Below are 26780 nucleotides of genomic sequence, written 5' to 3' on the forward strand. Positions count from 1 at the left end.
GCGCGTACGGAGCGCTCAGGCCCGGGGGCCGGGCCGGTCCTGAGGTCAGGCCAGGGGCTTGACCAGCAGCTCGAACTCCAGGTCGTCCCGCTGCGGGATGCCGAAGCGCTCGTCGCCGTACGGGAAGGGGAACCGCTTTCCCGTACGGCGGTAGCCGCGCCGCTCGTACCAGGCGATCAGGTCCTCGCGCTGCACGATCACGGTCATGTGCATCTCGCCGACCGCCCAGTCGGCGCGTGCCCTGCGCTCCGCCTCCGCGATGATCCGTCGGCCGAGTCCGCCGCCCTGCGCCCCCGGCGCCACGGCGAACATGCCGAAGTAGGCGGCGTGCCCGCGGTTCTCCAGCTGGCAGCAGGCGATCAGCCCGCCGTCCCGCTCGACGGCCAGCAGCCGGCTGCGCGGCGCCTCGACCACCGCGAGCACGCCCTCCCGGTCGATCCGCTGCCCTTCCAGGAGGTCCGCCTCCGTCGTCCAGCCCGTACGGCTGCTCTCGCCGCGGTAGGCCGACTCGATGAGCGCGACCAGGGCGTCGGCGTCTGCGGCCGTGGCATCGCGGTAGGTGAGTGCGCCGACGGGGCTCGGGACGGTGTCCATGATGCGCGGTCTCCTTGCGGCCGGCCCGGGAGCCGACGAGCGGGTGAGGTGCTGATGGGGCAGCAGCAGCCTAACGCGGGTACGGATGAGCACGACGAGGTGCGAGGGGGCGGCGGTACGGGCGGGTAGGTACGGCTGCAGGTACGGCTCCGCCCCCGGCACCGACAGGTCCGTGACACCGATGGGAGTGTGCAACGACTGTGACACGCGAGACATCCGCCGTCCGACGGGCACTGGTCGTCCGGGGCGGCTGGGAGGGACACCGCCCCGTGGAGATCACGGAGTTGTTCCTGCCCTTCCTGCGCGCCCACGGCTACGACGTGACGGTCTCCGGCACTCTGGACGTCTACGCCGACCCCGAACTGCTCGCCGCCACCGATCTGGTGGTCCAGTGCTGGACCATGGGCGAGATCACCGCGGAACAGAGCGCGGGACTCGTCGCCGCCGTACGCGCCGGGACCGGGCTGGCCGGCTGGCACGGCGGGATCGTCGACTCCTTCCGCGGGGACCTCGGCTACCAGCTGCTGACCGGTGGCCAGTTCCTCATGCACCCGGAGGGCTTCTCGGACCACGAGATCACCCCGGTCGCGGAGCACGCCGGCCATCCGGTGACGGCGGGCCTCGGCGCCTTCCGGGTCCGTACGGAGAAGTACTGGCTGGCCACCGATCCGCTGATCGACGTGCTCGCCACGGTCGGGTTCGCGGCGGACGAGGACCGTTCCCGGCCGGTCACCATGCCCGCCGTGTGGACCAGGAACTGGGGCGCGGGGCGGGTCTTCGTCTCCGCCGTCGGCCACAAGCCGGACGACTTCGACGTGCCCGAGGTACGGACACTCACCGAGAGGGGACTGCTGTGGGCGAGCCGCTGAGAATCGGCATGGTGGGGGCGGGCACGATCAGCGGCGCCTATCTGGACACCCTGGAGCGGCTGGGGAACGTGACGCTCACCGCCGTCACCGATCTCGATCCCGGCCGCGCCGCCGCCGTCGCCGCCCGGGTGCCGGGGACAGCGGTCGCGGGCTCGGTCGCCGAGCTGGTGGCCAGGGCCGATGTCGACGCGGTGCTCAACCTGACTATCCCGGCGGCCCACGCGGACGTCGCCCTGGCGGCGCTCGCCGCGGGCAAGCACGTCTACGGGGAGAAACCGTTCACCACCACCCGGGAGGAGGCGGCCGCGCTGCTCGCCGCCGCGGGCGCGGGCGGCCGGCGTCTCGGCTGCGCGCCCGACACCGTGCTGGGCACGGGGGTCCAGACGGCGCGCAGAGCGGTCGACGACGGGCTGATCGGCACTCCGGTGGCGGCGACGGCCTTCATGACCACGGCGGGACACGAACGCTGGCACCCGGCGCCGGAGTTCTACTACCGGCCCGGCGGCGGGCCGCTGCTCGACATGGGCCCGTACTACCTCTCCGCGCTCGTCCATCTCCTCGGCCCGGTCGTGAAGGTGACCGGCGCGGCCTCCCGGCCCCGCGCCGAGCGGGAGATCGGCGCCGGGCCACGGGCCGGCGAGCGGCTCGGCGTCACGGTGGACACCCATGTCAGCGGGGTGCTCCAGCACGCCGGCGGCGCCCTCACCACCCTCCTGATGAGCTTCGACGTCCAGGCCGCGCGGCTGCCGCGCATCGAGGTGTACGGCACGGGCGGCTCCCTCTCCGTACCGGACCCGAACGGCTTCGACGGGCCCGTGGAGCTGCACGGGAGCACCGGGGAGTGGGAGACCCTGCCGGTCTCGGCGGGGTACCCGGGCGCCGGGCGGGGCACGGGGCTGGCGGATCTGGCGCGGGCGCTCGCCGAGGACCGCCCGCACCGGGCTTCCGCCGAGCTGGCGCGGCATGTCCTGGACATCATGCTGACGCTCCTCGACTCGGCGCGGGAGGACAGAGCGCTGCGGGTGGCGAGCAGTTGCGCCCGCCCGGATCCGGTGGAGGCGTAACCGTACGAGGACGAACGACCGCCGGGGCGCGGAGGGATGCTCCCCGGCGGGCCGGCTCCGCGCCTCCAGGGGCTCCCGCGCGCCCCCGTGCCCCTCTGCGCGTGTCCGCGCGTGTCTGCGCACCCGTCGCCCGGGGCATCACTCCGCCGGAGCCACGGAGCGGGGGAGGTGCCCGGTGCACGGATCTGCGGCGGCCGGCTGGCTGCTCGTCGCGCTCTGCGCGACGGCGGGCGGGCTCTGTCTGCGCCGGCTGCGGGCCGGCGGCACGGCCCGGCACGGTTCGGTGGGCGGCGAGGCGCTGATGGGGTTCGGGATGGCGGCGATGGCCCTGCCCGCCACGGTGGTGACACCGCCGCGCTGGGTCTGGCTGGGGTACGCGGCGGTCTTCGGCGCGGCGGCGCTGCGCGCGCTCGGCAACGGCCGCGGCTCGGCGCACCGGGCGCACCATCTGCTGGGCCTGCTCGCGATGGTCTACATGGCGGGCTCCATGGCCGCGGGGGCGGGCGGGACGCACACCGCGCACGCCGCGGGGACACCGCTGGTCACCGGCGCGCTGCTGCTCTACTACGCCGGTTATGTGCTGTGGGCGGGCGCCCGGCTGCTGCCGCTGCCCGCGCTGCCCGCGCCCGCTCCGGTGAACGGGGGATCCGGGCCGGCCTCCTGGGCCGACCGGACGGAGTTGGTGCCGGCCTGCCGGCTCTCCATGGGGATCGCGATGCTGACGATGCTGCCCACGCTCTGATTCCGGTCGGTTGCGGCCGGTTCACGCCGTTTACCGGGATCACCCGCGCCGCCGCCAAACGTGTCGTGGGTCACTTGCCGGTCAAGGTCATACCCTCGCACCGCGCGGCCCTCATACTCTGGGCGCCATGATGGTCTCCTTGGCGCTGCTGCTGCTCGGTGCACTGGCCGCGCTCCTCGCGCCACGGATTCTGTCCCGTGCCGAATGGCCCGAGCGCGAGCCCGTGGTGGCGCTGTGGGTCTGGCAGTGCGTCGTGGCGGCCGTCCTGCTGAGCTTCGCGCTCTCCATGGTCTTCAGCGCGGCCGCCGCCTGGCTGGCCGTACGGGGCCATGTCTTCGCGCCCGCGCCGCGCGGCGTGGTGGAGGCGTACGCCTTCGGGCCGAACCGGTCGTGGTCCGCAGTGCTCGCCGTCCTGCTGGCGAGCGGCGGCCTGTGGACGGTGGCGATGCTCACCCGCGAGATCCACCGGGCCCGGCGCAGGCGCCGGCAGCGCCGCAAGGAACTGCTCGTACGCGCTCCGGTGCTGCCGGGCGAGGAGCCGGGCGGTGAACCGCTCGTCGTCCTGGAGGGCGAGCGGCCGGGTGCCTGGTGGCTGCCGGGCGCGGCACCCCAACTGGTCATCACCACGGCCGCGTTGCGCCGCCTGAAAGGCCGTCAGCTCGACGCGGTGCTCGCCCATGAGCAGGGCCACGCGCGGGCGCGGCACGACTGGCTGCTGCACTGCTCGGGGGCGCTCGCGAACGGCTTCCCGCAGATCCCGGTCTTCGCCGCGTTCCGCGACGAGATGCACCGGCTGGTCGAGTTGGCCGCGGACGATGTCGCGTCACGGCGCTTCGGACGGCTGACGATCGCGCTGGCGCTCGTCGAACTCAACGAGGACCGGGGGGTGTTCGGCCCGGGAACCGCTCCCGACGCGCAGGTGCCGCAGCGCGTCAACCGGCTGCTGACGCCGGTCCCGCGGCTGACCGCGGGACACCGGCTGCGCCTGACGGCGGCCGCCGCGCTGGTGCCGGTCGTCCCCCTCCTGATCGCCTTCGGACCGGCGCTCCGCGCGCTCGGCTGACCGGCGGGCGCGACAGCACACAGGACGGCGGGTAGCCCCACCGGCGCTCCGTCGGCGAGGATCACCCCATGCGCTCCCAGCCGATCCCCGCAGCCCAGGCCCCGGACCCGCCCTCTCCCGCTCCCCCGTCCCCACCACGTCCGGGCATCACACGGTGGACCGGAGCGGGCCGTACGGCCGTACTGCTGGCCGGCGCCGCGGGGGTGCTGACCGTGCTGGTCGCCGCGCGGTGGGGGCCGCTGATCGCGTTCGACCGGGCGGTCGCCGAAGGGCTGCACCGCCGGGCGGTGGCCGAGCCGGGGATCACCTGGGTCAACCGGCTGCTCACCGACTGGGCCTGGGACCCCTGGACGATGCGGCTGCTGACGGCGGTGGCCGTGGTGGCGGTCTGGCTGCGCGGCGAACGGCTGCTCGCCGCGTGGGTGGCGGCGGCGAGCGTGCTGGGCGCCGGCGTCTCGCAGGGGCTGAAGTGGGCCGTGGGACGGGATCGTCCGCAGTGGCCCGACCCGGTCGACTCGGCGCACTTCGCCGCGTTCCCCTCGGGACACGCCATGGCGGCCACGGTGGCGTGCGGACTGCTGCTGTGGCTGCTGTGGCGCCGCGGCGTGGGCCGGCGCCTCCGGTGGGCGGCCGTGGCGGTCGCGGCGGTGTCGGTCGCCGGAGTGGGAATCACCCGATTGTGGCTGGGCGTGCACTGGAGTTCGGACGTTCTGGGCGGCTGGCTGCTCGGTGGCGCGCTGGTCTCGTTCTCGATCGCGCTGTTCAGGCGCGTGACCTTGTCCAGAGAGCCGTGACGCGGGAAGGATCGGGTACATGACCTACAAGGGTGTGCTCTTCGACTTCTCCGGAACCCTCTTCCGTATCGAATCCGCGAGTTCATGGCTGCGCGCCGTGCTCGACGAGGCGGGTGTCGCCGTATCCCCCATCGAGGTACGGCGGTACGCGATGCGGCTGGCCGTGGCGGGTGCGCTGCCCGGCGGATCCTCCCCGCAGGAGGTTCCGCCGGATCTGGCCGAGCTGTGGGCGACCCGTGACAAGAGCGCCGAGCGGCACCGCGCCGCGTACACCGGGGTCGCCCGGCAGGTGGAGCTGCCCCGCCCCGACCTGTACGACGCGTTGTACGACCGCCATATGACACCGGACGCCTGGCGCCCCTACGCGGACGCGGCCGAGGTCCTGTCCGCGCTGCGGCGCGCCGGTATCGGCATCGCGGTGGTGAGCAACATCGGCTGGGACCTGCGCCCCGTCTTCCGCGCCCACGGTCTGGACGCGTACGTGGACGCGTACGTGCTCAGTTACGAACACGGCATCCAGAAGCCCGACCCCCGCCTCTTCAGGACCGCCTGCGAGGAGCTGGGCCAGGACCCGTACGACGTCCTGATGGTCGGCGACGACCGCGAGGCGGACGGCGGCGCGGCCGAACTGGGCTGCTCCTTCCACTTCGTGGACCACCTCCCGGTGGAGGAGCGCCCCGCGGGTCTGCGCCCGGTCATCACTCTCGCGGGCGCCGACCCGCTTCCTTAGAGGTCGCCGGAGTCCCGCCGGAGGCCGCGGGAGTCCCGCCGTGGGCGGGGGCGCCGCCCGCACGGCGTCGCCCCCGCGCACGACCCCCGCGCCGGGCGGGGGTTCACCGGTCGTCGAGGTCCCGGGCGAGCTGCCGCAGCGGGGGGCCGTACTCGGGATGGGCGAGCGCCGAGGCGAACTGGGCCACCAGGTAGTCCGCGGGGTTGCCGGTGTCGTACCAGCGGCCCTGGATGACCTGGCCGTAGACGGCGCGGGTGCCCGCGTAGGCGTTGACCGCGTCGGTCAGATAGACCTCGCCGGTGCGGTGTGTGTACCAGCGCTCGGTCTGCTCGCGCAGTTCGTCGATGATGCCGGGGGTGATGACATAGCCGCCGATGGCCGCGAACGCCGACGGCGCGTCGGCGGGCTTGGGCTTCTCGACCAGGCCGGTGATCCGCAGCAGCCCTTGGTCCAGGTCCTCCTTGACGACGGGGACACCGTAACGGCCGGAGTCCTCCGGGGCCATGGGCATCAGGGCCAGCACCGGGCAGTGGGTCGCCTCGTACGCGCGGATCAGCTGCTGCGCCCTGGGCACTTCGGCGACGAAGACGTCGTCGGGCCACAGGACCAGCATCGGCTCGTCGCCGAAGTGCCGGGCGGCGTTGAGCACCGGCGTGCCGTTGCCGTAGGGGCCGTGCTGGTCCAGGTACGTGATGTGGCCCTGCCTGGCCAGTTCGGCGACCTCCTCCACCGCGTCGGCGTAGGCGGTCTTGCCGTCGGCGCGCAACTGCTCCACCAGGGCGGGGTTGGGCCGGAAGTGGTCCTGGATCAGGGACTTGCCGCCCGAGACCACGATGGTGATGTCGGTGATCCCGGACGCCACCAGCTCACGCACGGTGTGTTCGATCACCGGTTTGTCGCCGACCGGCAGCATCTCCTTCGGCGTCGCCTTGGTCAGCGGCAGCAGTCGCGAGCCCAGCCCGGCGGCGGGGATCACGGCCCTGCGGATCATCGAAGTGGTCATCGGCTCTCCTGGTCGGAAAGGGACGGCCCGGCCGGAAAGCCATGTCCTGGCCGACACGCCCGCGCCTCGGCACGATCGAATGCTACTGGCTCGCGGTGGCACGTCGGGGAAACGGCCCGGTGCGATCCGTGTGACCTCTCCCGCATCCACGGGGCCCCGAACGGCGTCGCCGCCGGGCAGCGCCTTCGGAAGCCCCGTGGTGTGCGCTTTTCAGCAGGTCGGGACTCCGGTCACGGCCACGGTCACGCCGGGTCGAGGCGGGAGACGCTGCCGGCGATGTCGAGCACGTACAGCTCGCCGTCGCCGTCCTGCACGAAGGCGATGACCTGGCCGCCGCTGACCCCGAGGTCGCTCTCGCCGGTCACCTTGCCGTTGTCCATCCGCAGGGCGCGAACGGTGCCGTCGCAGTAGTCGCTGAACACGTACTGACCCTTGAGGTCCGGGATCGCGTCGCCCCGGTAGACGTATCCGCCGGTCACCGAGCAGCCCAGGCCGCTACGGTCGTACTCGTGGACCGGTGGTACGTGGTTCGCGGGCTCCGTGCCGCCCCGGAAGGGGTGGTTGCCCTCCATCCCGGACCAGCCGTAGTTCTCGCCGCCCTCGCTGTCCGCCGGGGCCCAGTCGATCTCCTCCCAGGCGCTCTGGCCGACGTCGCCGATCAGCAGGTCGCCGGTGCCCGCGTCGAAGGAGAACCGCCACGGGTTGCGCAGCCCGTACGCCCAGATCTCGCCCTTCGCGTCCGGGTCGCCGACGAACGGGTTGTCCGGCGGAATCGCGTACGGGTCGCCGCCGCCGGGGTCGATCCGCAGCATCTTGCCGAGCAGGGTGTCGAGGTTCTGCCCGTTGCCGTGCGGATCGCCGCCCGAGCCGCCGTCGCCGAGCGCGATGTAGAGGTAGCCGTCGGGGCCGAACCTGATGTCGCCGCCGTTGTGATTGGAGTACGGCTGCGTCTGGGTGAGGACGGTGCGCCGGGTGTCCGGCTGGATCTCGCCGTCCCGTACGGCGAACTCGTCCACGGTGCTGGTGCCTTCGCGGTCCGTGAACGAGATGTAGAAGTGCGCCAGTTCGTTGTCGAACGCGATGCCCAGCAGGCCGCGTTCGCCGTCGGTGGTGGTCTCGTCGGATATGTCGAGAACGGGCTCGCCGAGCCCTTGATCGTCCAGAACCCGTACGGTGCCCGGGCGTTCGGCTATCCAGACCGTGTCACCGGGCCCGGCGGCGCCGGCGATGGGGTTCTGGGCGGTGGCGACTTCCTTGAGCGTGACCTCCGCGGCCCCGCGTGGGGCCGTGGGCTCGTCGGCGGATGCCGTGGTCAGCGCGAGGGAAGCGACGAGACAGATGGTGCCGATGATCGCCGAGCTTCTGGTGCGAACTTTCACCGTGACCCTCCTGGAGGCGGCGAATGGGGGTAACCCGGCTGCTGAGGGCAGAGTCGTACGGGGTTGTCGCCCGCGCCAGCACGCAACCTGGGTGGGGGGATTGTGTGCCACTGGCTACGCATGAGCGTACAGGGACGGGAGCGCCTGGCGTAGACCAATGCGCCATCCCTGCGCCGTCGTTCGCCCCTCGCGGGCCCCCGAGCGGCCCCCACGCGGCCGGTCGCCTACCCGGCCCGCGACGCGATCTGGATCAGGTTGCCGCACGTGTCGTCGAAGACGGCGGTGGTGACGGGGCCCATCTCCAGGGGCTCCTGGGTGAAGCGGACGCCGAGACCACTCAGGCGTTCGTACTCCGCCCGCACGTCGTCCACGGCGAACTGGGCGAGCGGGATGCCGTCGCCGACGAGCGCGTCGCGGTAGGTCCTGACGGCCGGGTGGCCGGCGGGCTCCAGGAGGAGCTGGGTGCCGCCGGGCTCGTCGGGCGAGACGACGGTCAGCCACCGGTCCTGTCCGCCCACCGGGACGTCGTGCTTCTTCACGAAGCCGAGGATCTCGGTGTAGAAGCGCAGGGCCTTGGCCTGGTCCTCGACGAAGACGCTGGTCAGATGGATCTTCATGGGGTGTTCTCCTCCGGTTCGGGCGGGTCGGGTACGGGCCATCGCTCGGCTATCCGCCGCAGCGGGGCCGTGTTCAGGTCGTGGAATTTGTAGCGGCCCTCCCGCCTGGTCTCGACCAGCCCGGCGGCCTCCAGCACGGCGAGGTGCTGGGAGACCGCCTGGCGCGAGAGGCCGAGCTGATGCTTCATGCTCAGCCGCGAGCAGATCTCGAACAGGGTCTGTCCGGATTTCTCCACGAGCTCGTCGAGGATGGTGCGCCGAGTGGCGTCGGCCAGGGCTTTGAACAGGTCGTCGGCCACGACCACACGATAGGCAAACATTCACTTGCCTATCAAGTCGCCACGGGAGCCGCTTGCGACCGCGAAAGATCACGCGGGAGCACGGCGGATCACAGCGGAGCACGGAGGATCACGGCGGCGAGGACGCCTCGGCGAAGTAGGCACGGAGCACCCGGGGGCTGAGCCCGTACCGCCGCTTGAACGACGCGTTACGGCGGCCGAGCTCGACCCACTCCCGGCCCGACGCCCAGGCCTCCCGCATCACCTGCGCGAACGCGACGTAGAAGGGGCTGTAGCCCGGGGTGTCCCGCTGGGCGTACCCGACCGCCCAGTAGTGGAGCCGGGTGTCGTCCGTGAGGGTGAGCGCGGAGGCGATCGTCCGGTCTCCGACGCTCAGTTCCACCGAGCGGGCACAGTCCCCGAGGGCCAGGACGAAGTCCTGGAACAGGCCGGGCTGGTATTAGTCGGAGTTGCCGAACTTGGCCGCGGTCGCGCGGGCGAGCCGCACGAAGGTGTCCAGGTCCGCGCCGCTCGCGGCGCCCGAGCGGACGGTGACCCCGGACCTGTCGGCCTCGCGCAGGTCGCGCCGGAGGTTCTGCCTCGCCTTCCCCTTGAGCGCGCCGCGGAGGTCGTCGGCGTCCGCGTTGACGATGCCGCACAGCCCGGGCGTCCCACTCCCCCGCCAATTCCTTCAGCGCGCCCAGGGCGCGCCGGGCGGCGGGCCGGTACTCGGGGCCGGGCCGTACCGGCAGCACGCTGTCGTAGCAGTGCCAGGCGTGACTGAGCAGCACGGTGCTGCCGGCCGCGTCGGGGTGGTGGTCGGCGATGACCCGCATCGGGTCGACGTCACGCTGAAGATAGGCGGGCAGGGCCGCGAGGGCCCGCCCGGTCCCGTCCTCGACCAGGAGGTACGCGGTGCGCAGCACCGGATGCAGCGGATACTTCTCGAAGGCGCGCAGGAAGGGGCGGCGGTAGAAGACGGGGGCGCGGGCCGCCGTCATCAGCTCGTCCCAGCGCTCGTCGATGTCGTCGATGCTGGTGTGGATGCGTACGGTGGTATTCATAACGGTTCCCTTCGGTCAGTCCCTCGGGGCCCAGTCGAGAATCACTTTGCCCGCGTCGCCCCGCGCGGCGGTGGCGAAGGCCTTCTCCTAGTCCGGTGCGGCGAAGTGGTCCGTGACGGCGAACGACAGGTCCAGGCCGTCGTCGAGCAGGTCGGCCATCGTGTGCCAGGTGTCGAACACCTTGCGGCCGCTGATTCCCTGGATGGTCAGCATGCGCAGGGAGATGTCCGACCAGTCGGTGGGTACGTCCTCGTCGGGCAGGCCGAGGGCGGCGATCCGGCCGCCGTGGGCCATCGCGGCGATCCGGCCGCTCCGGGCGCCGGCGCGCCAGGCGAGGCCGAGCCGGAAGGGGCTGAGATCGCTCACCACGATCAGGCGGGCGCCCCGGTGCCGGGCGACGGCGGCGGCCATGGAGCCGATCGGTCCCGCTCCGGTGACCAGGACCGTCCGGTCGCGCAGGGGAAAGGCGTCGGCGACGTGTACGGCGTTGCCGAAGGTGTCGAACATGGCCGCGACATCGAGTGGGACACCGGGGCGGTGCACCCGGACGGACTCCGCCGGGAGCACCCGGCTCCACCGGGCCCCGGACGCGTCGAAGGACGCCCTCGGTGTTCGGACGTCCTCGCTGTTCGGACGTCCTCGGTAAAGAACGTGACGCATTGCGGGGCCACGACTCCCGCAGCGGCGCCCTCGGCAGGATGATGGAACGCGGACCGGCCATGACGTTCCACGACGCCCACCGGTCCGTTCCCGAACGTGACCCGCCGTGGCAGACGCGCGCGTACGTACCCGACGCGTGCGCCGTCATGAGCCTGACGGGCGCGAGCGGGACTCACCCCGAGGAGGCCGGAGGAGAGCCCGTCCAGGCGCTGCGAGCCCTCGACACCGCGGCCGGGGCCCGCGCCGAGGACCGGCACCGGTCCGGCGCGCTCACCCGGGCGCGGCTCGCGGAGACCCTCCTCGGCCTGGGGCGCCTGGAGGAGTCATGCGTGCACTGGCATGTCTTCCTCGACCACTACCCGAGCCTGCGCTCGGCCACCGCCGACCGGGCCCTGCGGCGGCTCCGTACATCCCTGCGCGGTTTCCGCCACCAGCCGCACGCCGCCGACGTACTCCGCCGCGCCCGGTCCCTCACCCCCCGCCCCCGGCAACAGGCCCCCTGACCCGACCGGGCCACGGGGAGAGCCGGCCACCGGCGTCACCGCGCCCGCGGGCGCCCCGTCGGCCGCGTCCAGAGGGCTGAAGGCAAAGGGATCGTCCATGACCGATGTCTACTCCGCCGCCGTTCCGTCAACGGCCAACCGGCACAAAGCGCGTACGGAACAACCCGCAGAATCGTTCCTCACCTATGCCATCCGCCCGAGCGCCCCTTACTTCGCCGGAGATACGACGGTGAGCGCGCGGGAGTCCGACCGGCACACGGCCGAAAATGGGAGCTGTCCGCTCCCCGACCGACGGGTAACATCCGCCGAAGGCCGATTCCAGCCGCCGCGCGGGGGCGCGGCCCCGTGCCGACGCTCACCCGTGGAGGGCCGCATGCCGACTTTCAGATTTGTCAAGTACCTGACATGCGCGGCATCGGCCGTGCTCCTGCTGACCGCGCTACCGGGTACCGCCACCGCCGCCCCGGACCCCTCGACCCCCACCACGCGCCCCACCACGCTCCCCGTCGCCGCCGACGCCGCCTGGCAGCCGCCGCTGTCGACCCGCGGACGGTACATCGTCGACGCCAACGGGTCCCGCTTCCGGCTGAAGTCGGCCAACTGGGACGGCGCGCAAGGGTCGTGGACCGGCAGCGGCAGCACCGGCGACTCCGCCAACCACCACGCCGGGCAGAACTCCCACGGCATCCCGCTCGGCCTGGACCGGGTCCCCCTGCCCCGCCTGATGGCCGACTTCCACGAACTCGGCATCAACAGCATCCGGCTGTCGTTCTCCAACGAGATGATCCACAGCACGGCGCCGGTGCCGGACGCCGCCGTGGCGGCCAACCCGCAGCTCCGCGGCAGGACACCGCTACAGGTCTTCGACAGCGTGGTGGCCGCGTTGACCGGGGCGGACTTCGCGGTCGTCCTCAACAACCACACCAACACCTCCCGTTGGTGCTGCGGTCTCGACGGCAACGAGCGCTGGAACAGCAGCCAGTCGGCCCAGCGGTGGGCGGACGACTGGGTGTTCATGGCCCGCCGCTACGCCCACGATCCGCGGGTCGTGGGCGCCGACCTCTACAACGAGGTGCGCCGGGACGTACTGGACGACCCCAACTGGGGCCTGGGCGACAACCACGACTGGTACACCGCCTCCCAGCTCGCCGCCGACCGCATCCTCACCGAGGCCAACCCCGACCTCCTGATCGTCGTCGAGGGGATCAACTGGACCGGTCTGCCCGTCGACGGGCTGCCGCACGGCCGCCCCCAGCTCACCCCCGTACGGACGCTGTCCCACACCCTGGTGGCCTCCGACAAGCTGGTCTACTCGGCCCACTTCTACGGCTACACCGGTTCCCGCCACAGCGGCGCCACCGGTATCGGGGAGACCCACGACCCCCGATACCAGGACCTCACCCGCGAGGAGCTGTACCGGACGCTCCAGGACGAGGCCTTCTACGTCGCCGAGGACAGCGGAAAGCACTTCACCGCCCCCGTGTGGATCAGCGAGTTCGGCGCCGGTGCCAACCAGTCGGGGGCGGCTGCCCGTGCCTGGTTCGGCAACATCACCGACTACTTCGCCGACCACGACGCGAACTTCGCCTACTGGCCCCTGGTCGGCTGGGAGGGTCACGACGACTGGTCCCTGCTCCGCTACGCCCCGGACGGACGCAGGTCCGGTCTGCTCGACCAGGCCGACTGGCGCGGCGCCGGCTGGAACCGCCTCATGTCCGCCCCGTCGGTCACCGGGCCCGTCGACGCGGTCCCCGTGTGGCGGCTGCTCACCACCGACCACGGCGACCACGTCCAGTCACTGCGGACCCGGGCCACCGGAGACTGGGCGCCGGGAGCCTCCAAGGCCGCCTGCCCCGACGGACTGCGTCTGATCGGCCTCGGTCAGACCTCCGGCCGGGGGCTGTGCACCGACGTCACCGCGGGCGGCCTGCGCGCGGCGGACGGTTCCCACACGGTCGTCACCGACGAGCGCCATGTCCCGCAGGGCGGTGACTGGGCCTCGGGCTACACCAAGCTGCAGTGTCCGGCCGGCCAGTTCCTTATCGGTTACGCGCACCGCGGCGGCCGCACGGCGGCGGCCCTCTGCGCCCCGGCCCGCTCCTCCCTCGGGAACACCGGGCGGACGGTGTGGTTCGACCGGTCCGACAACCGACCGGCCGGCGCCGCCGGCGGTGATTTCGCCTACCGTGACCACAAAGGCCAGTGCACCGACGGCGAGTACGCCGCCGGGATCGCCTTCACCGCTCGCCTAGGCAGTTCGGCGGGGCCCGCCGCGCTGCTCTGCCGCGGGCTGACCTGACGGTACGGCCGCGGCCGTACGCCTAGGGCCTGTCGTTTGGATCAGGCTGGGCTCGCGTGCCCGCAGTGACATCAGCCGCTGACGCGGCGGGCGCTCCCTGATCCAGCCTGATCCCAACGACAGACCCTGGTTCAGTGGAGTGCCGGAACCATCAGGTACAGGCCGTACGCGACAGCGGCCACGCAGGCCGTGAAGCACAGGCCGGCGACCGCCTTCATCAGCGGGGCCGGCCGGCGCGAGCCGCTGTCGGCGGGCGTGTCCCCGAGGGGGGCCTCCGATGGTGCGAGTGCGCGGACACCCAGCGAAAACACCGTCACGAGTCCGACCGTGGCGCCCACACCGACGAGGGCCACTTCGCCCAGACTGCTCCAGTTCAGAGCCATGGTCCGCCCTCTCAGACTTTCGCTCGGACGGTGCCCGGACGCAGATCCACCGTGTGCGCGTCGTTCACATTGCGTGAGGTGACCGGGTGCCGGCGGGAAACCGCCACGATGAACGCCGCCACGGCGGCCGCGACCAGGGCGACGAGGACGGTGCCGACCGTGCCGCCGTGGACGACCAGGAGCCCGGCGAGCGCGCCGACGGCCGCGGCGGCGGGCAGCGTGACACACCAGGCGATGGCGATACGCGCGGCGATCCCCCACCGCACTTTGGCGAGTCTGCGGCCCAGCCCCGCGCCGAGGATCGCACCGGAGCAGACCTGCGTGGTGGACAGGGCGAAGCCCAGATGAGCCGAGGTCAGAATCACCGTCGCGGAGGACGATTCCGCGGTGAAGCCCTGCGGGGCCCTGATGTCGGCGAGGCCCCTGCCCATGGTCCTGATGATCCGCCACCCACCGAGACAGGTACCGAGGGCGATCGTCAGACCGGCGGATCCGATGACCCAGAGCGGCGGCCCCGAGCCGGGGGCGAGCGCACCGACGGAGATCAGGGTGAGCGTGATGACCCCCATGGTCTTCTGAGCGTCATTGGTGCCGTGGGCCAGGGACACCAGCGAGGCGGAGGCGACCTGACCGAGCCGGAAACCGCGGTCGACCGAGGTTTCCCGGCCCCGGGCGGTCACCCGGTAGGCGAAACAGGTGGACAGCAGCGCCGCGACCCCCGCCACCAGCGGCGAGACGAGTGCCGGAAGGATGATCTTGTCGATCACCACGTCGAAATGGACTCCCGCCTCCCCGACCCCCACCCACACGGCACCGATCAGCCCGCCGAAGAGAGCGTGTGAGGAACTGGACGGCAGCCCCAGCAGCCAGGTCGCCAGATTCCACAGAATCGCGCCGACCAACCCGGCGAACACCATGCCGGGCGTGACCACAGCGTCGCTGACGATGCCGCCGGAAATCGTCCTGGCCACCTCGGTCGACAGAAACGCACCCGCGAGATTGAGCACGCCACTGACCAGAACGGCGTATCTGGGGCGCAGCGCCCCCGTGGCGACCGAGGTCGCCATCGCGTTCGCCGTGTCGTGGAAGCCGTTGGTGAAGTCGAATGCCAGAGCGGTAAGGATCACTACGGCGACAAGGAACGTGATGTGGTCCATTCGATGGATACAACCGCAGCCGGTGGCACCCCCTCGCCGGGCGCAGCGAGAACGCCTCATGCTTCCCACCAACGGCGCAGCACCCCAGCACTTGGAAGGGTGCGGAGCGGCACCAGGCCGAGTGCGACCGTGATCACGCTCGTCACGGTCCGGGATTACGCGAAGAAAGCGGTGAGTTCCCGCACGATGTCGTCGGGGCGTTCCTCGGCGAGGTAGTGACCCGCCCCCTTCAACTCGACGTAGCGTGCGTCGGCCGCCAGTCCCTCCATCTGCGCGAGAAGGAGCTCGTAATACTGCCCGCCTATTCCGAGCAGGGGCATGGTCAATACCGGGTAATCCCGCAGATCGGCGATGTCCTGCTGGAAGGTCTGGTACCAGCCGTTCCCTCCGCGGATCGCGTCCGGCGTGTTGTACGCGGCGGCGTAAACGGCTCGGGTCTCCTCGCTGAAGGCGTTGGGATCCCCGCCCTGAAGGCCGATCAGCCAATCGACGATGAAACGGAATCGCCCTTCGAGGAGCTGCTCGGGCAACTGGTCGAGCTGGTTGAACGCGAACCACCACGGTGCCGGCCGGCCCGGCTGCGGCAGCATGCGCATCTCGTTGAACACCTCGGTAGGATGCCCGGCTTCCCACAGGGCGACCTTCCGGGTCGCTTCGGGGTGGTTCGCGGCGAAGCTGTGCGCCACCATCGACCCGATGTCCTCGCCCGCTATATAGGCCTGGCTGTGTCCGAGGGATCGAAGCAACTCGTAGATGTCTCGGGCCATGGTCTTCTTGTCATACCCGCCCGCGGGCTTGTCGGAGTCACCCATGCCGCGCAGGTCCGGGGCAATCACCTGGTAGTGCCGCGCCAGTGGCGGCATGATCTTGTGGAATTGGTACCAGGTGCGCGGCCACCCGGGCAGCAGGACCAGGGGGTCCCCCTGGCCTCCGATGACATAGTGCAGCCGCGTGCCGTTGACCTCGGCGAAGCGGCTGGCGAAACCCCTGACCCTCGGCGCACGTGACTTCCGGCCCCTCGGGGTGGCCGCGGCGGGTCCGGCCGTCAGACCGAGCAGGGCCGCGGCGCCGGCACCCGCGGTGACGCCGAGCGCGGTGCGCCTGCCAAGTCGGCGGGAGAACTCGGGGTCGTCGGACTTGTTGGGGGTCATCTGCGGAACTCCCTCGCGTTTCACGGGCTTTCGTCGTGCTCGATTGCCGCGGAGTGGCAGCGCACGGCGGCACCCTCACCACAAACTTAAGTATCGATCGGTACCGATCGACACGCGAGGACTGTAGCACTTCCGAACCGATCGATACAGAAAGGCTCGTGCAAGCGGGTCCGTTCGGGCGAGCGCCGGCCGCGTCCCCGACGCTCACCCCGTAGCACACGGCGACGAGCGGCGCGGGAGGGCGAGAGCGACACCCAGCGGCATGCACACCCATCGAGGTCGGCAGGTTCAGCGCGTGCGCGCGTTCGAAAACGCCGCCCGACGGAGTGCCGGGGTCGGCGGTGGGCCTGCACGTCGTTCGGGCACGGCTCCGTCAGCTCAGCCCACCCGGGCAGCCGTGCGGGAAGTGGCCGGGACGGCCGAACTGATCGCGCGGCGCCGTCGTGCCGGGGCGCGTCGCCACGCCCCGGCAGCTCCCTGCCGGGATCAGGTCGTCGTCGACGGCTCCTCGCGGAGGGCGTCGACCACGGCGCGCCGCAGGACCGCCGACACGTGGACCAGGGTGCCCTTCCTGCCCATGGAGGTATCCCTGACGAGGTAGCTCCGTTCGCCCAGGTACTCCAGGGTGGTCGAATCGAAGATCCAGGCGGTGCGCTCACCGGTCCGGGTGTTGTCGCGGGCCACACCGATCCCGTGCCGGCCGGCCGCGTCCACGGCGTCGGAGTCCTCGGTCACGCCGGGGATCTTCGCCGCGGCCTGGTAGAGGGCGGCCGCGGTCCTCGGCGGCATCACCGTCTCCCGTAGCAGCTCACCGATGGCGTCGAAGGCATCCTGAGCCTGGTCCCGGTCCTCGGCCGGGGTGTCGCGCGCGTCCTGGTCCCGGGTGATCTCGGCGGTGAGCCGCCGGAGCAGAACCTCGGGGTCGGTGGGCAGTGAGGCCAGCCAGGTGTACGTCGGCCGGCCCAGGCCCGCCGGGATGCCGACGGCGGTCTCGCCGTCCGGGACCCCGACCGTGATCGGGTAGTACGAGCCGTCCTGGTGGATCAGGCCGACGTCGATCACCGGTCCCGCCTGCTGCGACATCCAGACCTCACGCTCGCGGGGCTCGGTCAGCTTCACCGGGCCACCGAAATCGCCTTCGTTCTCGGCCTGCAATGTCTTGATGTACACGAACTGGTCGCCGGTGGCCGCCTGTCCGCCGCTCTTCCCGGCGACCGAGGCGATCCGGTCGAGCAGCACGGTCGCGCCGCGCGGGGCCTCGGCCCGGGAACCCGCGCCCGAGGCGGACGGTGCCGGAGCGCTGTCCTGGCCGGTCACGGCGAGCGTGGTCAGCAGTACCCCGCCCAGGGCCATTCCGGCGGCGGGCAGCAGGACGGCGGGGCGCAGGAGGCGGGGGCGTGCGGGGGCGCGGTCGCCGTCCTGGTCGATCAGACGCATCAGGGTGTCCTTGTGGTGGAGATGACGGCCCGGGGGCAGGTCCCGTTCGGCCGGGGCCGGCAACAGCCGGGCCAGTTCCTCGCGTTCGGCCCACTCGGGGCCGGAGGTACGGTCGTTCATCGGGCTTCCTCCTGGATGGGCAGGGCCACGAACGCGGCCCTGCTCTCTGCCTCTCCGCGGCCGGGGCGGGGTTCCCTGCCGGATCGGACCGCTTCTTCGGATCGGACCGCCTCTCCGGGACGTGCTGCTCGCGTGGAGCCGTCCGGCGTCCGGCCCAGTTCCTCGTCGGTGAGCCGTCGCAGCCGGTTACGGGCACGGGACAGCCGCGACCGCACGGTGCCCACCGGGATACCCAGGGCCTCGGCGGCCTCGACGTAGTCCAGCCCGGACCAGACGCAGAGGAGCAGCACCTCGCGTTCCTGGCGGCGGAGCCCGGCCAGTGCCTGCTGGACCGCGGCGAGCCGCCGTGCGTCGTCGACGCGGCCGGCCGTGGCGTCCGCGATGTCCGCCACCGGTTCCGGGGCGGAACGGCGAGCCAGGAAGGCCAGGCGCCGCCCTGTACCGCGGTTCGCGTTGCGCGCCTTGTTCGTGGCGATCCCGAGCAGCCAGGGCCGCAGCGAATCACCCTCCGGCTCGACGGCATGACGGGTACGCCAGGCGGCCAGGAAGGTCTCGGACAAGACCTCCTCGGCCGTCGACCAATCGCCCGTCAGCCGGTAGGCATGGTTGTAGACCGCCCGCACGTACTCCTCGTAGAGAGCGGCGAACGCCTCGCGGTCCCCCGCCCTGATTCGTGCACGCATGCGCTCCCGATCTCCCTGTTCAGTACAGCTCACACCACCTATCTCTCCGGCCCGGCCGAGGGGTTCCGGTGACCCGTGCCACACCGCGGGGCCACTGATGCCGCCGTGACGGCCACGGCGTTGGCGCCGACGATCACGGAGATGGCCGCCCACGCGGCCGCGTCGAGGTGCTGGTGGAGCACGACGAAGCCGACCAGAGCGGCGAAGACCGGGTTGACGCTCATGAACACCCCGAAGAAATGTGCCGGGACACGCCGTAGCGCGAGCAGGTCGGCGAGGAACGGCACCGCCGATGAGAGCACTCCGGCCGCCAGCGCGCAGGCGAGGGCGGCCGGGGTGGGCGGATACTGCCAGAGCATCCATGCACCGACGGGGGCGTAGAGGGCGCCGGAGACGGCCGCGGCGGCGGCCGAGCCCTCCAGACCGGGCAGGCGGCGGCCGACGGTGCGGTTGAGCACGATGTAGCAGCCCCAGCACGTCGCGGCCAGCAGTGCCAGGCCGATGCCGAGGTAGTCGGTGGAAGGAGAGGGGCGGGTGAGCACCACGACGGCGGCCGCGGCGGCCAGCGCGCACAGGGCGTCGATCCGGCGGCGGGAGCCGGCCAGTGCCACCGTCAACGGGCCGAGGAACTCCAGCGTGACGGCCAGCCCGAGACCGACGCGGTCGATGGCCGTGTACAGGGACAGGTTCATCACGGCGAACACCAGCGCCAGCCCCAGCACCGGCCGCCACTGCGCCGCGGTGAAGGAGCGCAGGCGCGGTCTGCCGACCGCCCACAGCACTCCGGCGGCCACCCACTGCCGGATCGCGACCACCCCCGCCGGGCCGATCACCGGGAATGCCAGCGCTGCCACCGCTGCCCCGACCTGGTTGGACAGCCCGCTGCCCAGCATCAACGCCACACCGGCCCGGCGGCTCCCGCCCCGGCCCGCTGTACCGCCGTCGGCGGCGAGGGCCTGCCCGGCGTCCTGCGAGGTCTTCAGCACCATCTCCTCACCGTGCGACCTCCACACGGATACGCAAAATGCATCCACAGCACTATCGATACGCTGAGCGTATGGATGGACGCCGAAGGAACTCCACCGGACTGGAGCTGAAACACTTGCGCTGTCTGGTCGCCATCGTCGACACCGGCAGCTTCACGGACGCGGCACTCGAACTGGGCATCTCCCAGGCCGCCGTCTCCCGGAACCTGCTCGCCCTGGAACAGGTCCTCGGAGTGCGGCTGCTGCACCGCACCAGCCGTACGGTCGCTCCCACCACGGCCGGCGTGCAGATCCTCGCCCGCGCACGCCCTCTGCTCGCCGGCGCCGACGAACTCGTCGCCGAAGCCACAGCAGGCCACAGCCGCCTGCACATCGGTCACGCCTGGTCCGCATTCGGCCGTCACACCACCGAATTCCAGCGCCGATGGCACCACGACCACCCCGAGACCGAACTCCGGCTCATCCGCCACAATTCTTCCACCGGGGGGCTCGTCGAAGGACTCTGCGACCTCGCCGTCATCCGCGCCCCACTCGACCTCAAACCCTGGTCACACGCCCTCGTCGGCCACGAGCGCCGCTACCTGGCCCTTGCCTCCGACGACCGGTGGGCCCGCCGGCGCAGCATCCGCCTGGACGAAGTCGCCACGCGCACCCTCGCCCTCGACCGCCGCACCGGCACCACCGCCGTGAACCTGTGGCCCGAAGGCGAACGGCCCGCCGTCGAGTACATCCACGACATCGACGACTGGCTCGCCGCCATCGCCTCCGGCCGCTGTATCGGCGTCACCCCCGAGGCCACCGCCGCGCAGTACCGCCGTGACGGCATCACGTACCGCCCTCTGCGCGACGCGGAGCCTGTCCCCGTCCACCTCGTCTGGCGCCGGCAGGACCCCCACCCCGCCACCCACGCCGCCGTCGCCCTCGCCATCGACCTCTACCGCAAGCACGGGCAAGCCCCGGGCGCTCCCGCCCTGACGACCGGCCGCGACGGTACGGAGACCGGTTCGTCGGCACCTCACGGGTCGAACGGAACGCGGGGCAGTGGCCCGGGACGCGGGGCAGTGGCCCGAGCCGGGAGCTGCCCTCCGAGCCCGGCCCGCACCGCTGCCGGGCGGCCACGACCGCTCAGGGCCTGACGGCACCGAGACCGGAGGCAGCCGCTCCGCCGGGCGGCGGCACCACGGCCCCGTACCGGCAACTCGTCCTCCGCCCACCCCGTCGACACCTGGACCGGGATTACTCCGGCCCGCGTCGGGCAGGCGAACTCGACATCCGCAGGGGAGACGTCCCCGCTCTGCGCCCGTCGGCCACATGACGCAAGGTGGGGATCAGGCTCGGCGTCGAGACCGGCTCGGTGCCCGGCACAGGACAGGGGCGTACGCACCCTTGACCTGAATGAGCACGCCCAGGATGTCGTTGCCGAGATCCGCCGTCCCACCGGCGGACGCGGAAGTCCGTGCCGTACCCGAAGGAGCGGCGCGGGAAAGCACTACCGAGAGAGGACGTGAGTCACATGCGCGTGGCATTCCTCGTGGCGCCTGAGGGCGTGGAGCAGGTCGAGCTGACCGAACCCTGGAAGGCCGTGGGCAACGCGGGCGGGGAGCCCATCCTGGTCTCCACGGCCGAGGGGGAGGTCCAGGCGTTCCACCATCTCGACAAGGCGGACACCTTCCCCGTCGACCGGACGGTCTCCGGGACCACCGCCGCGGACTTCGACGCGCTCGTGCTGCCCGGTGGCGTCGCCAACCCGGACGCGCTGCGGACGGACGGGACGGCCGTCTCCTTCGTCAAAGGCTTCTTCTCGGCGGGCAAGCCGGTGGCGGCGATCTGTCACGCCCCCTGGACGCTCATCGAGGCCGATGTGGTGCGCGGCAGGACGCTGACCTCATGGCCGTCCTTGCGGACGGACCTGCGCAACGCGGGGGCCACGTGGGTCGACGAGCAGGTCACGGTGTGCACCGCGGCCCCCGGCACCCTGATCACCAGCCGGAAGCCGGACGATCTGAACGCCTTCTGCACCGCGTTGCTCAAGGAGTTCAACGCCTGAACACGTGAGAGCACCCGCGGACTCGGACGCGGGAACGGCCGGATGGAGAACGACACCACGTGTGTGGACGATGACCGGGGGTAGGCGCGATTGCATGACCGTCGCGAAGACCAGTGTTCTTGTCCTTGACTGTGCCGAACCCGCCGAACTGGCGGAGTTCTACTCGTCCTTCCTCGGCGCCGAGACCCGCGTGGGCGCGGATCCCGACGTGCTGGAGATCATCGGACATGACGGGGTCCGTATCGCCGTCAGGCGGGACCACGGCTACGCGCCGGCGAGCTGGCCGCGGCCGGAGAGTTCCCAGCAGGCCCATCTGCGGATCATGGTGTCCCGGGAAGAGATCGACGAGGCGGAGCGCGAGCTGATCGCTCTCGGCGCCCGGCCGCTGGACACCAAGGACAATGGCGGGCCCCGGGACAGCCGGCTCTACTCGGACCCGGCGGGCCACTCCTTCACCCTGGCCGTCCAGCTCTGAGACGACACCCAAGCCGGTCCCGGCCGGAGAGGACTCCGCGAGGGGTCCCCGCCCCCGCCCTACTGCTCGTCGGGCGACTCGGAAACCCTTCGGGCCGAGCGCTCGGGAGGCCGTTTCGGCTGCTCCCCCGGCCGGGGAGGGCGGGGTTCCCGGGCCCGGACACGCCGGCCGAAGGCAAACCCGGCGATGAGGATGCCGACCCCCACGAGACCGAAGACGAGGGGGAGGAAGGCCGCAGCTCCGGGGGCCGCGACGTACATCGCTGCCAGTGTGTCGCCCGTGTCGCTGTTCATGACGGCCGCGTACCCCGGAATGCCTCACCCAGGCTCTCCCGACCGGCTCGATTCCCGCGCCCACCCGTACGGCCGCCTTGCCCCTCCCCTTGAGTTTCAGAGCGCGCGCAGCGCGGGCAGCAGCGTCTTCTCCGACCAGTCGAGGAAGGGGTCCTGGTGCGCGCCGCCGATCTGGATCAGCGCGATCTCCGTGAAGCCCGCGAACGGGCGCACACCAGTGGCGCGCAACGGCTTCGGGGGCCCGGCCGCCGCCACCCGCGCTCAACACACCGCGGTTCGACCGGGGCCGCGCCGAGGGACGGCGTTTCGATCCCCGTATAACGGCAAGTCGACCCAGGAATCCTTATGCCGAAAGGAGACACCTGATGAGCACGATCACGGATTCCGTGGACGTCCACGTCCCGATCCATACCGCGTACAACCAGTGGACGCAATTCGAGGAATTCCCGAATTTCATGGAGGGCGTGGAGCAGATCACGCAGATCGACAGCCGCCACAACCACTGGATCACCAGTGTCGCGGGGGCCCGCCGGGAGTTCGACACGGAAATCGTCGATCAGCTCCCGGACGAACGGGTCGCCTGGCGCACCGTGTCCGGGGATGTGAAGCAGGACGGCGTCGTCAGCTTCCAGCGGCTGGACGAGACCCTTACGCGGGTCCATCTCGCCATGATCGTCGAGCCCACGGGGATGGCGGACAAGGCCGCCGACGTGGTCGGCATCATCGACCGCCGGGCCAAGGGCGACCTGCGGCGCTTCAAGCAGTTCATCGAGGAGCGCGGCGGCGAGAGCGGCGCCTGGCGCGGCCGGATCCCCCCGTCCTGACCGGGCGGACAGCCGTACGGCCCGGAACGGACCCCGGCCGGCGCAAGCGGCGCGGCCATTCCGTCACCCGAATCGGAAAGGCCGTGTATCACCGGGAATTCGGGGCATCCGATTCTTCAGGAGGTACTGAAATGATTCCGCTGCTTCTGGTACTGCTTCTCGTCCTGATTCTATTCGGGGCGGGATTCGCGGTGAAGGTTCTCTGGTGGATCGCCCTGGCTGTGCTGGTCCTGTGGCTGCTCGGTTTTGTCGCGCGGAGCGCCGGCCCCAGCGGGGGCAGGTCGCGCTGGTACCGGTGGTAGCCGTATCCGAAACGGCACCCGGGGCCATGCCCACCGGTGCGGAAAGGGCGGCGGAGGCTTTCCGCCGCCCTTTCCGCCGTCGACACGGCGTACGGCACTTCCGGGCTTCCGGGCGCTGAGCCGTTCGGCCCTGTGCCGGCGAGCACCATCGCGTAGTCCGTAACGAGAATCGAGACGTGACCAGGCCGGCTCCGCCTGAGCTCCTCGAACAGAGAAGCGCCCGAGCGAGACAGGAAAGCTTTCTCATGCTGCAAGCCATCGCCGATGTCCTCCGCGGCGCCTCGGACACCGCACACGGCCGCCGCGGCTGATCGCACCGGCTGGGACCGGCCACCCGGTGAGCCGTCATCGCACACAACAGGAGGTGGGCACGGTGCCCAGTGGATCGAACGCCAAGCGTGAACGGCAGTACGAGCACATCAAGGACAGCGCCAAGGACCGCGGCCAGTCCGACCGGCGCGCCAGGGAGATCGCGGCGCGCACCGTCAACAAGGAACGCGCCCGTGCCGGCGAGTCCCGCACCGCCGGCCGCACCTCGACCGAGGACATCTCCTCGTCCCGGCGCGGCGGCCTGCGCTCACACTCCGGCGCCAAGGGCCCGACGAGGGACCAGCTCTACAACGAGGCCCGTCAACGCGACATCAAGGGCCGCTCCACCATGACCAAGGCTCAACTGAGCAAGGCACTCGGCCGCTGACACCCGCACCGGCAGGGCACGGCGAGCGGTCGCGCCGGCACAGTCAGCGCTTCCCTCGACGTCGGCCACGACCTGACTGCACGTCCGCGCGGCATGAGGGGCAAAGGGGGGCCGGCAAGTCAGTGGCCGAAGTACTGGCATGTCGGGAGGGGCGCCGGTGAATACCGACAAGCTGGAGCGCGCCTTGTACGAGGCGGAGCGCCGGGTACTGAAGATCCAGACCAAGCTGCACGGTTGGGCTCGTGATGATCCTCATCGCAGGTTCGACGACCCGTTCATCGTTGCCGATCCGGGCTTCCTGCTGGTGGCCTGGGATCGGGTGCGGGGTAACAAGGGTGCACGCACGGCCGGGGGGACGGGCGCACAGCGCGGCGAGGCTCTCGTCGACGCCCGCGCGTACGGACTGAGGGTCGACAACCGCAAGCAGAACGCTGCGGGCGCGCCTGGGCCCACGCCCGCCGGGGCGTGCTCACACGGCTCCAGGAGGCGCATCCGTTACTCCCTGACGGCGTGCAGTTGCTGTTCATCGAGAGCCTCCGGCCTCCGGCCCCGCAGCGCCGGTATTTCGAGGAGTACAGCGCCGAGCTCGCGCGCGCCCATCCGGACTGGCAGGCTGCCCAGCTTCGGGAGGCCGTCAGCCGCTTCGTGTCGCCTCCGGAGATCGCGCCGCACTCCGCCTGCGCGGCCGTCGACGTGACCCTGATCGACGACCAGGGCTGCGAGCCGACCATGGGCACGCGCGTCAACGCTTCCCAGGAGGAAGACGCTGCATCATCACCGACCTTTTCGTGAAGGAGGAGCGATCTGTGGGACACACGCGGGCAGAGCAGTCCGAGGTTTTCGCCGAGGATCATGGGCTGCGGGCTCTCGGAGATGAGGAGAAGGGTCTGCTCGCCGAGCACGTTCCGGTGCCCGAGGGCGGGCGTGCCCTGGATGTCTGCCTCGGTGGCGTCGACGAGTTCGCGGATCTCCTGGTCGGACCCTTCTGGGCGATCGGGGCGGGGGAAGAGCGGGGGATACGGTTCATGGGCAAATCTCCTGTCCGCTGAGGTCGCCGTATCACGCGGGCTTTGCGCGGCAGCGCCTTTGACGCCGTCTCAACGCTCCACGCTTTCCCGCCATTCTGCTGTCCCCTCGCATTTCCGCCTCCACGTCAGGCAGGGTTGACGCGACAGAAAGCGATTTTCCCATCCGCGGATGGGAACATTGCGGCACGGTGGCCGTTATCGACCCCCAGCCAGACGGACCACAGGTCAGAGGTTATGATCGATCAAGAACCCACGCACAAGGTCATTGAACTCGGCCGGCTTCTCGAAAAAGGGAGCGTGGCGGGTGTCCGGAATTCGCACCGGCGCAGACCGCCAGAGCGCGGAGAACGGCAACGCGTCCACGTATTCACGATTGACGAATGGATCGTCGGCCCCGTCAATGATTCCCAGCGGCACCGGTGGAGTCAGCGATAGTTGCCGCTTGTCCTGGCCCTCACCAGCCATCAACGAGTCGAACATCCGTTTGCGCGCGCGCCCGTCCGCTCGAACCACATTCGCCGTAATGTCACCGGGAGCGGGGGTGACAGTCGACTGTTCAGCCATTTCCACCGCCTGCTCGGCCGTGAGCACCTCCTGCCCGATGTACTCAAACGTCGGATTATTCAGGAAGCCCTGGAAAAGTGTCTCGTGATTGACCGGCGGCGTTCCCACTGTGATCAGCGCCGCCACACCCGAGTGCTTGGCCGCCAGTTCGTACCCGATGTACCCACCCAGCGACCAACCGATGACGACAACGCGCTCGACCGCGAGAGCATCCAGCACCTCGATGAGGGTGTCGGCATACCCCTCATGCGTGTAGGCAGCGAAGGGGTCTGCCGCGTCATCCGACTCGCCATGTCCGAGAAGGTCCACCGCCAAGAGACGCCGCGGGCCGAAGTCGCCGGCCAGTTGACCCTGAAAGACCCTTTGCGAGACCGAGTTTCCGTGCACGAACAGTAGGGGTACTCCGCCCCCCAGATTTCTGTCCGAGTGATTGTCGAAGACGCTGACCCGGCCGAATCGTGTCGCAACACGACTGACACCGGGCAGGGTTTCACGCAGATTGCTGGTTGCCATGCGAGCAAGCTACAACTTGACATCGTGTAAGATTCAAGTTGCTGTGACGCACCACACACGGAGGAAGCATCATGCGGATCGGGGAACTGTCCGAGCACACCGGCGCCAGTCCACGGTCGTTGCGTTATTACGAGCAATGTGGATTGTTGACGGGCCATCGCCGACCGGGAGGACATCGCACATATGACGAAACTGACATCGCCCAGGTCCGCTTCATCCAGGGCCTGTTGTCGACAGGCTTGTCAACGAGCGTCATCCGCGAGCTTCTGCACCAATGCAATCAAGAAACGAGTAGCGGCACGTCCCGGACCACGACGATACTCATCGAGCAACGCGAACGTCTTGATAATTGCATCGAGAAGCTACTGAGGGCCCGGGTGCAATTGGATGAATTTATTGCGGAGGTACACGCACCCGACCTCAGCACGCGGGCTTAAGGGGCAGTTCTCTGCCCCTTAAGT

The 26780-nt window shown here is 70.9% G+C and carries 32 protein-coding genes and 1 pseudogene; 17 read left to right on the top strand and 16 right to left on the bottom strand.

What is annotated here, in order from left to right; genetic code table 11:
- Positions 1–45 precede the first annotated feature (45 nt).
- Complete coding sequence (locus ACFTZC_RS31360; RefSeq protein ID WP_382895426.1) at positions 46–594, bottom strand: GNAT family N-acetyltransferase; 549 nt, start codon at positions 592–594, stop codon at positions 46–48.
- A gap of 200 nt (positions 595–794) precedes the next feature.
- Here ACFTZC_RS31360 and ACFTZC_RS31365 point away from each other — a divergent pair, with 200 nt between their 5' ends.
- The 6 genes from ACFTZC_RS31365 (at position 795) to ACFTZC_RS31390 (ending at position 5856) form a co-directional block, all read left to right on the top strand.
- Positions 795–1463, top strand: coding sequence for a ThuA domain-containing protein (locus tag ACFTZC_RS31365; protein ID WP_382895428.1), 669 nt, complete (start codon positions 795–797; stop codon positions 1461–1463).
- Positions 1448–2527: a Gfo/Idh/MocA family protein gene (locus ACFTZC_RS31370; RefSeq protein ID WP_382895430.1), complete on the top strand. Its 1080-nt coding sequence runs from the start codon at positions 1448–1450 to the stop codon at positions 2525–2527. Before ACFTZC_RS31365 ends, ACFTZC_RS31370 begins: the two co-directional genes overlap by 16 nt.
- Positions 2528–2702: 175 nt before the next feature.
- Entirely contained in the window at positions 2703–3269 is a 567-nt protein-coding gene (locus ACFTZC_RS31375) for a DUF5134 domain-containing protein (protein ID WP_382895431.1), read from the top strand.
- Between the two features lie 127 nt (positions 3270–3396).
- A complete protein-coding gene (locus ACFTZC_RS31380) occupies positions 3397–4332 on the top strand; it encodes a M56 family metallopeptidase (protein ID WP_382895433.1) in 936 nt (311 codons plus the stop codon).
- Positions 4333–4400: 68 nt separating this feature from the next.
- Positions 4401–5126, top strand: a complete 726-nt coding sequence (locus ACFTZC_RS31385; RefSeq protein ID WP_382895435.1) for a phosphatase PAP2 family protein — start codon at positions 4401–4403, stop codon at positions 5124–5126.
- Positions 5127–5145: 19 nt separating this feature from the next.
- Positions 5146–5856, top strand: a complete 711-nt coding sequence (locus tag ACFTZC_RS31390) for an HAD family hydrolase (RefSeq protein ID WP_382895437.1) — start codon at positions 5146–5148, stop codon at positions 5854–5856.
- 103 nt (positions 5857–5959) lie between these two features.
- Here the strand turns inward: ACFTZC_RS31390 and ACFTZC_RS31395 are convergent, their stop codons facing one another.
- The 6 genes from ACFTZC_RS31395 to ACFTZC_RS31420 all read right to left on the bottom strand — a co-directional run bounded on the left by ACFTZC_RS31395 (position 5960) and on the right by ACFTZC_RS31420 (position 10764).
- Entirely contained in the window at positions 5960–6859 is a 900-nt protein-coding gene (locus tag ACFTZC_RS31395; protein ID WP_382895439.1) for a UTP--glucose-1-phosphate uridylyltransferase, read from the bottom strand.
- A 242-nt stretch (positions 6860–7101) separates the two neighbouring features.
- On the bottom strand, positions 7102–8238 hold the full coding sequence (locus ACFTZC_RS31400) for a PQQ-dependent sugar dehydrogenase (protein ID WP_382895440.1): 1137 nt from the start codon (positions 8236–8238) through the stop codon (positions 7102–7104).
- Between the two features lie 224 nt (positions 8239–8462).
- Positions 8463–8855, bottom strand: a complete 393-nt coding sequence (locus tag ACFTZC_RS31405) for a VOC family protein (RefSeq protein WP_382895442.1) — start codon at positions 8853–8855, stop codon at positions 8463–8465.
- Positions 8852–9154: an ArsR/SmtB family transcription factor gene (locus ACFTZC_RS31410; RefSeq protein ID WP_382895444.1), complete on the bottom strand. Its 303-nt coding sequence runs from the start codon at positions 9152–9154 to the stop codon at positions 8852–8854. Before ACFTZC_RS31410 ends, ACFTZC_RS31405 begins: the two co-directional genes overlap by 4 nt.
- Before the next feature lie 109 nt (positions 9155–9263).
- The gene (locus ACFTZC_RS31415) at positions 9264–9581 is read right to left on the bottom strand and encodes a GNAT family N-acetyltransferase (protein ID WP_382895528.1); all 318 of its coding nucleotides are present in this window, start codon (positions 9579–9581) and stop codon (positions 9264–9266) included.
- A gap of 703 nt (positions 9582–10284) precedes the next feature.
- Positions 10285–10764, bottom strand: a complete 480-nt coding sequence (locus tag ACFTZC_RS31420) for a hypothetical protein (RefSeq protein WP_382895446.1) — start codon at positions 10762–10764, stop codon at positions 10285–10287.
- A 152-nt stretch (positions 10765–10916) separates the two neighbouring features.
- Here ACFTZC_RS31420 and ACFTZC_RS31425 point away from each other — a divergent pair, with 152 nt between their 5' ends.
- A complete protein-coding gene (locus ACFTZC_RS31425) occupies positions 10917–11360 on the top strand; it encodes a hypothetical protein (RefSeq protein WP_382895448.1) in 444 nt (147 codons plus the stop codon).
- Between the two features lie 373 nt (positions 11361–11733).
- The gene (locus ACFTZC_RS31430; protein WP_382895449.1) at positions 11734–13659 is read left to right on the top strand and encodes a glycoside hydrolase family 5 protein; all 1926 of its coding nucleotides are present in this window, start codon (positions 11734–11736) and stop codon (positions 13657–13659) included.
- A 131-nt stretch (positions 13660–13790) separates the two neighbouring features.
- On the opposite strand, the gene ACFTZC_RS31435 is transcribed toward ACFTZC_RS31430, so the two are convergent.
- From ACFTZC_RS31435 to ACFTZC_RS31460, 6 genes are all read right to left on the bottom strand, one after another.
- Positions 13791–14042: a hypothetical protein gene (locus ACFTZC_RS31435; protein ID WP_382895451.1), complete on the bottom strand. Its 252-nt coding sequence runs from the start codon at positions 14040–14042 to the stop codon at positions 13791–13793.
- Positions 14043–14053: 11 nt separating this feature from the next.
- Positions 14054–15199 carry an anion permease gene (locus tag ACFTZC_RS31440; protein ID WP_382895453.1) on the bottom strand — a complete coding sequence of 382 codons (1146 nt, stop codon included), beginning with the start codon at positions 15197–15199 and terminating at the stop codon, positions 14054–14056.
- A gap of 155 nt (positions 15200–15354) precedes the next feature.
- Complete coding sequence (locus tag ACFTZC_RS31445; RefSeq protein ID WP_382895454.1) at positions 15355–16350, bottom strand: alpha/beta fold hydrolase; 996 nt, start codon at positions 16348–16350, stop codon at positions 15355–15357.
- A gap of 486 nt (positions 16351–16836) precedes the next feature.
- Entirely contained in the window at positions 16837–17907 is a 1071-nt protein-coding gene (locus ACFTZC_RS31450) for a CU044_5270 family protein (RefSeq protein ID WP_382895456.1), read from the bottom strand.
- Entirely contained in the window at positions 17904–18590 is a 687-nt protein-coding gene (locus ACFTZC_RS31455; RefSeq protein WP_382895458.1) for an RNA polymerase sigma factor, read from the bottom strand. The genes ACFTZC_RS31450 and ACFTZC_RS31455 overlap by 4 nt, the downstream gene beginning before the upstream one ends.
- A gap of 38 nt (positions 18591–18628) precedes the next feature.
- Positions 18629–19483 (bottom strand): DMT family transporter, encoded by an 855-nt coding sequence (locus ACFTZC_RS31460; RefSeq protein ID WP_382895529.1) that lies wholly within the window; start codon positions 19481–19483, stop codon positions 18629–18631.
- A gap of 164 nt (positions 19484–19647) precedes the next feature.
- Here ACFTZC_RS31460 and ACFTZC_RS31465 point away from each other — a divergent pair, with 164 nt between their 5' ends.
- From ACFTZC_RS31465 to ACFTZC_RS31475, 3 genes are all read left to right on the top strand, one after another.
- Positions 19648–20712 carry a LysR family transcriptional regulator gene (locus tag ACFTZC_RS31465; protein WP_382895460.1) on the top strand — a complete coding sequence of 355 codons (1065 nt, stop codon included), beginning with the start codon at positions 19648–19650 and terminating at the stop codon, positions 20710–20712.
- Positions 20713–21089: 377 nt separating this feature from the next.
- Positions 21090–21623, top strand: coding sequence for a type 1 glutamine amidotransferase domain-containing protein (locus tag ACFTZC_RS31470; RefSeq protein WP_382895462.1), 534 nt, complete (start codon positions 21090–21092; stop codon positions 21621–21623).
- Positions 21624–21717: 94 nt separating this feature from the next.
- Positions 21718–22098 (top strand): VOC family protein, encoded by a 381-nt coding sequence (locus ACFTZC_RS31475; protein ID WP_382895464.1) that lies wholly within the window; start codon positions 21718–21720, stop codon positions 22096–22098.
- A gap of 59 nt (positions 22099–22157) precedes the next feature.
- Here the strand turns inward: ACFTZC_RS31475 and ACFTZC_RS31480 are convergent, their stop codons facing one another.
- Both ACFTZC_RS31480 and ACFTZC_RS31485 read right to left on the bottom strand, forming a co-directional pair.
- Positions 22158–22391: a DUF6479 family protein gene (locus ACFTZC_RS31480; RefSeq protein WP_382895466.1), complete on the bottom strand. Its 234-nt coding sequence runs from the start codon at positions 22389–22391 to the stop codon at positions 22158–22160.
- Between the two features lie 96 nt (positions 22392–22487).
- Positions 22488–22604, bottom strand: a pseudogene (locus ACFTZC_RS31485) (LLM class F420-dependent oxidoreductase); the annotation flags it as partial.
- Positions 22605–22756: 152 nt separating this feature from the next.
- Between ACFTZC_RS31485 and ACFTZC_RS31490 the strand changes: the two are divergent.
- From ACFTZC_RS31490 to ACFTZC_RS31510, 5 genes are all read left to right on the top strand, one after another.
- On the top strand, positions 22757–23215 hold the full coding sequence (locus tag ACFTZC_RS31490) for an SRPBCC family protein (protein WP_382895468.1): 459 nt from the start codon (positions 22757–22759) through the stop codon (positions 23213–23215).
- Between the two features lie 131 nt (positions 23216–23346).
- Positions 23347–23517: a hydrophobic protein gene (locus tag ACFTZC_RS31495; RefSeq protein ID WP_382895470.1), complete on the top strand. Its 171-nt coding sequence runs from the start codon at positions 23347–23349 to the stop codon at positions 23515–23517.
- A gap of 373 nt (positions 23518–23890) precedes the next feature.
- Positions 23891–24214: a plasmid stabilization protein gene (locus ACFTZC_RS31500; RefSeq protein WP_382895472.1), complete on the top strand. Its 324-nt coding sequence runs from the start codon at positions 23891–23893 to the stop codon at positions 24212–24214.
- A gap of 510 nt (positions 24215–24724) precedes the next feature.
- A complete protein-coding gene (locus ACFTZC_RS31505) occupies positions 24725–25006 on the top strand; it encodes a hypothetical protein (protein ID WP_382895473.1) in 282 nt (93 codons plus the stop codon).
- Complete coding sequence (locus tag ACFTZC_RS31510) at positions 25003–25263, top strand: hypothetical protein (protein WP_382895475.1); 261 nt, start codon at positions 25003–25005, stop codon at positions 25261–25263. Before ACFTZC_RS31505 ends, ACFTZC_RS31510 begins: the two co-directional genes overlap by 4 nt.
- Positions 25264–25467: 204 nt before the next feature.
- Here ACFTZC_RS31510 and ACFTZC_RS31515 read toward each other — a convergent pair whose 3' ends face one another.
- Positions 25468–26319, bottom strand: coding sequence for an alpha/beta fold hydrolase (locus ACFTZC_RS31515; RefSeq protein ID WP_382895477.1), 852 nt, complete (start codon positions 26317–26319; stop codon positions 25468–25470).
- Between the two features lie 71 nt (positions 26320–26390).
- Here ACFTZC_RS31515 and ACFTZC_RS31520 point away from each other — a divergent pair, with 71 nt between their 5' ends.
- Entirely contained in the window at positions 26391–26756 is a 366-nt protein-coding gene (locus ACFTZC_RS31520; protein WP_382895479.1) for a MerR family transcriptional regulator, read from the top strand.
- Positions 26757–26780: the final 24 nt, after the last annotated feature.

The organism is Streptomyces sp. NPDC056987 (genome assembly GCF_042673865.1).
In the GTDB taxonomy this organism is placed as follows: Bacteria; Actinomycetota; Actinomycetes; order Streptomycetales; family Streptomycetaceae; genus Streptomyces.